Origin of the sequence: Protofrankia symbiont of Coriaria ruscifolia, assembly GCF_900634745.1 — a bacterium.
Lineage (GTDB): Bacteria > Actinomycetota > Actinomycetes > Frankiales > Frankiaceae > Protofrankia > Protofrankia californiensis.
The window spans coordinates 1-4,963 of the sequence record NZ_CAAAFR010000160.1; the positions used below are offsets into that span (position 1 = coordinate 1).

Here is a 4,963-nt window from a genome sequence, read left to right on the forward strand (position 1 = left end):
CCCCTGGAATCCACCGCCCGCTGGCTCGATCTCGACCCCCTCACCCGGCCCAGCAGCCAGTTCGACGCAGGCATCGTCCTCAACCAACTCGCGGCCCAGCTCTGCATCGACGACATCGCCCGCGCCCGCCTTCTCCTCGCCTACCCGCTCAGCCGGCGCAGCGACGGCGTCACGGCCGAGATCGGCTGCGCGCTCGCCTACGGCAAACCCGTCATCATCGCCAAGGGCTCACCCCGATGCAGCTTCGACATGCTGCCCTCCGTCACGATCAGCGACGACATCGACAGCGCCCTGACCGCGGCACATCACGCCCTCACGGACCACGCCACCTGAACCGCCCAGCGGGCTGAAGGCCCTCAGTGCGCGACCTGGACCGGGATCTCGAACGGGACGAACCTCGGCATCCCCGGCGTGTCCGACCACACCGGCGGCACCGGCGTCGAGCCGGTCGCGACCTCGGCGCGCTCCGATGGCGTGAGCACACCCAACGCGGCGCGCTCCGCCAACGGCAGGAAATCCAAGGCCAGACGCCGCACCACATAGTCGATGATCGACGTGGCCTGTGGGATCTCCGCGTCGTCGGTCAGCCCCGCCGGCTCGAACCGCAGGTCTGTGAACTGCCGAACGAACGTCACCAGCGGCACGCCGTGCGCCAGACCCGTCGAGATCGCCAACGAGACGGTCTCCGTCATCCCACGCAGCGTCGACCCCTGCTTCGCCATGATCAGATTGACGTCCGCCAGCGAACCGTCAGCGTGCAGGGACGCGATGATGAAACCGTAGGCGCCGCCGACCGTGAACGACCTCGTCACGGACTCGCGACGCCGTGGCGCGCGCCGTGCCACGCCACCGGGCGGCCGGGTTCCCATCGCTGATGTTGCGTCAACCACGACACGTTCCTCTCGATCGACACGTTGACTCCGCATACCCACATCCGGAGATGACCACAACAGGTAGCACCATCACATCCCGATCAACGCCAGATGTTGTGGCCGACCCGAGATGTCAGCATAGGACACCGGCCGTCCGATCCCACCGTGGAGGCATCGGCGTGTCCGACCGCCCAGCCACGCTCACCGGGCCCACCCTGGCCACTCTGAAAGGACCCGTAACGAACACGCGTGTCACAGCCACGAGCCCGGGAACGAGCGCCGCTCCTCCACCAGGAGCGGGCTGCGTTGACCCGCCGGCGATGAACCGCGGATCGGCCCTCATTCCCTGAGCGGTCACGGATGTGGCTGTGCAGAGCCGTCGAGACCACCAGCGGCGACGATGATCATCGTTTCGAGGAGTGTCGAGACCTCTGCCATGCTCGTCACGATGTGGTCAGCCCCGGCAGCCCGCAGAGTGCTCGGTGCGGCGAGCGTCGCGTAGCCGATCACAGTCATGCCGGCAGCCTTACCGCCTTGAACGCCGTACGGGCTGTCCTCGATGAGGACACAGTCGGCCGGGTCGACGCCGATACCCTCGGCGGCGAGGAGAAAAACATCTGGTGCGGGCTTGCCGTGGGCGACCGCAGACGCACTGTAGCAGTGCGTGCCAAAGTATCCGGCCAGCCCGGTGGCGGCCAAGCGGGACGTGATCTCGTCCGGCGTGCCGCTGGAGGCAACACACACGGGCACCGCCGTATGGGCGAGCCGGTCCAGCAGGTCCCGTACTCCCGGAACTGCTTGTAAGTCGTTGCGTTGGCGTTGCAAAGTCAGGCGTTCGTATTCGGCAGCAAGGTCGAAACCGATGGGACACCCGAGCGCGTTCTCCATGTCGGTCACACACTCAGGGGTAGACCTACCCATATATCTGTGAACACTGTCGGCGAAGCTGGTGGGGATGCCAGCCCGAGTGGCCAGGTCGGCGAGGACTTCGTTGTTGATTCGTTCGGAGTCGACCAGCACGCCGTCACAGTCAAAGACCGCCGCTCGTATCATATTGTCACTGGCCGAACGGAATGGAGCTGGTACCGCCGGCCGTGGTGAAAAGGTTCCCGGTGACCTGCATCAGCGGACGCGGGTTGACGACGGGTGTTCCGTCGCTTGCGTACACATCGTCGTTGAACTCGACGTGTACGACCTCGCCGATGAAGATACCGTGGTTGCCTCCGGCATCGAGCCGCTGGACGATCCGGCAGGACAGCCATCCCAGCCCGTCAGACAGGATCGGACCGAACGAGTCCGCGTCGTCGGTCAGACGCACCTTGCTGGCATGCAGCTTCGCTGTCCGGTTGGGAAAGTCGTAGCGCGAATACCGGGCGCCGAGCTTCCATACTCCTTCTCGCTGGTCAGCCGAAGGCACCGACAGGGTGAACCCACTCGCCACGCTGAGGTTGTCGTAGGTCGTCCAGTTCTTGTAGATGGCGAGCAGTACCTGTTCAGGATCAGTGGAGACGGACGTGACGTTCGAGACCGGGATCAGGTTCGCCTCGCCGGCCGGGCTGCGGGTCCCGACCACGTACGCGATGCGGGGCGCCAGCAGGCGATGTGACGTGGCGAGCGTTCCAGGACGCATGGTCATCAGGCCGCCACCACCCCGCCGCGGACACGTAGAAGATCGTGAATTGCTTCATGAAGGGTCTGCGCGGTGGCGTTACCCCGGAACTCGGTCGCGGTCAGACGCTGATCGATCTTCGCGAGAAGCTGGCCAACCTGGTTGACATGCAGTGCTGGCGGTAGCGCGAGAACGGGGCTGAGTGCGTGCTCGGCGGCCTCCGGCCCGCCCCCGCTACCTTCGTGGCGGAGTCTGGCTAGGGCAAGCTGGGCGCGACCGAGCGCCCAGCTGACCGGCCACGCACCAGCCGCGACTGGCGGCTCGTCGCCGTACCCGGCAGCCACGACCGACCGCTCCGTTGCGGGGCAGTCTCCGAGCTGGGTGTAGACGACCGCTGCGTAGTAGTGCTGGCGGGTCTCTGGAAAAGAGAACATCGCACCGAGGTCGGCGATCGAGCCTTGGCTGAGGCGTTCTCGATCGTCCAGGACCTGCTGCATCAGCGTGGTGGCGGCCGACGTGTCACCCAGTTCGGCGAGGGCACGAACCTCAAGGGCCTTCAGCCGCAGTCTGCCTACACCGACGGCCGGTAGCGCTTGGCCTCTGGCGGCGTGAGTCAGGACGGCTTGAGGACGGTCGCGCCACAGATCGATCATTGCCATGGTGCACAACACCCACGCAGAAAGCTCGGGATAGTCTGCGAGATCGGCGAATACCTCGGCGGATCGCGCCTGCATCATGCCGGCATCACGTGCGCCAAGGTCGTGGGAGATCGACGCCAGAAGCAGGCACGTTGCGCTCATCAAGACGTACAGGTCATGTGCCCGACGCGGGCGGGGCCGATTCGGGCTCAGCAACGCGGCCAACTGTTCCCGAAGGAGTAGCGCCTCACCAAGGATGCGCGACAGGTCCGAGGTGGCCACATAGTCGGTGGCGAGCCGCCGAACGTCTTCCCGCAGAGAGTCAACAACTGCCGCGCTAGACCCGCCGTCGTATGCGCCGAAGCTCAGATGGGCGGACTGCTGCGCCGCCGCCCACAGCGCGGAGGTGGGTACAACGCTTGGTCGCTCCGACCAAGCTGGCTCACTTTCAGGCGCACGGTGCTGGCGGCGTGCTGCGACAGCAATCGGGTCAGATTCTCCGACCGCAGGCGGTGGCACCAACGTTTCCAGGGCGGCGGCGACATAGCCGTGGAAACCCCGATTGTCCTGGCTGAGATCTCGGTCAAGAATCGCCTGACCCACCTGCCACGCTAGGATTCGCTCGGCGTTCTCCTCCCCGTTGGTTACGGACCCGATCACCATGCCAGTCACAAGATCGCGACCGCTGGTACGTCGCACCGTAAATCCCGATCCAGCAAACGCCGGAAGATCCAAAATGGCCACATCGCGCCCGACGACATCATTGCCCCCGCTTCGGCGGGTCGCTCCTGCTCGGCCGAGCAGGAGGATGTCAGTGACGGGCATATGCTCACGGTCGTCGAGGTCAACGAGATTCTGGATGCCGGTTCCGTAGACCTCGGCGAGCAGAGCGAGCATCTGGGGTGTTGGGCGTCGACGACGCGGGATGGGCCAGTTCTCCAGCTCGCTCAACCGCGGCGAAGTCATGGTGGCACTGCCGTGCGGGTCAAGGCCGACACGGGCGGCGTGCGCGTTGATGTGGTTCGCAGCCTGCTGCTGAGTCCATCCATGCGCGACGCGGTGGGCGGCGCGGGGCCGCAGCTTGAAACGGCGGGCGAACTCCACGGCGATCTCGTCGTGCGTCATCCCGGCCGCACGCATCCGCGCTCGCAGCTCGTCCTGGTCGGCCCGCTGGCCGGGCTCACTCATAGCGACGCCACTCACCCCTCGCACATCTGGCCGTTCACCGCCCCGGAGACCCGCTCCCCGCAAGACCCGATCGGTACGACAACGGTAACGGTCTTACAACTGCCGGCGTAGATCCCACGCTGACCGCCCTCAGCATCCCTCGCGGGCGCGCGACGGTCATTCCCCACGAAGGGACGGTCCGCTTCCACAGCCCGTACCGCCGCTGACCTGCCCGAAGACCGCGCCAGCGACCCGAATGTTCCACTGGGGAGGGGAGGATCGTTCGGCGACCACCGCGGCGCAGGTGACTCGCCTCCGTAGTGCTGCCGCCGACCAGGCCGTGATCATGCCGGCCGCGCCCGGAAGTCCGAGGCGCTTGATGCAGACGCTGGTGGCGCGCTGGTCAGGCCGCGTCTCGCGGCCGATGACCGCGTCGCAACTGACGTTGACGTCGGATAGGCGCCACTGTCGGGATTCCATCGAGGCAGGTGGGTGGGGTGCGGGAGTCAACCTGACCCAAGCCGGTGAAGTACCGGGCGACCTCGGAGCGTCTGTAGGTCCGCGCCATCGCCAGCGCTGCCCAAGAAAGCCGACCGGCCAGCGTCGCACGCCCCATCAGCGTCAACTCGATCCTGACCCGGGTGTGACCCCGGGTGCGCCTCCACGCTCGACGGCAT

Annotated in this window: 5 protein-coding genes; 1 reads left to right on the plus strand and 4 read right to left on the minus strand. The window is 66.3% G+C overall.

Annotated features, from left to right (window positions below; all coding sequences use genetic code 11):
• Window positions 1–333 (plus strand): hypothetical protein (locus CV1CTNOD_RS24920; protein WP_165485593.1); only part of this gene is annotated, 333 nt, incomplete at its 5' end.
• Window positions 334–356: 23 nt separating this feature from the next.
• Here the strand turns inward: CV1CTNOD_RS24920 and CV1CTNOD_RS17675 are convergent.
• The 4 genes from CV1CTNOD_RS17675 to CV1CTNOD_RS26890 all read right to left on the minus strand — a co-directional run bounded on the left by CV1CTNOD_RS17675 (window position 357) and on the right by CV1CTNOD_RS26890 (window position 4,307).
• Window positions 357–890, minus strand: coding sequence for a ribonucleotide reductase (locus CV1CTNOD_RS17675; protein ID WP_242606782.1), 534 nt, complete (start codon window positions 888–890; stop codon window positions 357–359).
• Window positions 891–1,226: 336 nt separating this feature from the next.
• Complete coding sequence (locus CV1CTNOD_RS17680; protein ID WP_131787142.1) at window positions 1,227–1,925, minus strand: HAD family hydrolase; 699 nt, start codon at window positions 1,923–1,925, stop codon at window positions 1,227–1,229.
• A gap of 4 nt (window positions 1,926–1,929) precedes the next feature.
• Window positions 1,930–2,508 carry a flavin reductase family protein gene (locus CV1CTNOD_RS17685; RefSeq protein ID WP_131787143.1) on the minus strand — a complete coding sequence of 193 codons (579 nt, stop codon included), beginning with the start codon at window positions 2,506–2,508 and terminating at the stop codon, window positions 1,930–1,932.
• Window positions 2,508–4,307, minus strand: coding sequence for a hypothetical protein (locus CV1CTNOD_RS26890; protein WP_242606783.1), 1,800 nt, complete (start codon window positions 4,305–4,307; stop codon window positions 2,508–2,510). Before CV1CTNOD_RS26890 ends, CV1CTNOD_RS17685 begins: the two co-directional genes overlap by 1 nt.
• Window positions 4,308–4,963: the final 656 nt, after the last annotated feature.

Bases quoted from the DNA above. Each gene is read 5' to 3' on its own strand.
- CV1CTNOD_RS17685 (WP_131787143.1), bottom strand. From the start codon at position 2,508: ATGACCATGCGTCCTGGAACGCTCGCCACGTCACATCGCCTGCTGGCG.
- CV1CTNOD_RS26890 (WP_242606783.1), bottom strand. From the start codon at position 4,307: ATGAGTGAGCCCGGCCAGCGGGCCGACCAGGACGAGCTGCGAGCGCGG.
- CV1CTNOD_RS17680 (WP_131787142.1), bottom strand. From the start codon at position 1,925: ATGATACGAGCGGCGGTCTTTGACTGTGACGGCGTGCTGGTCGACTCC.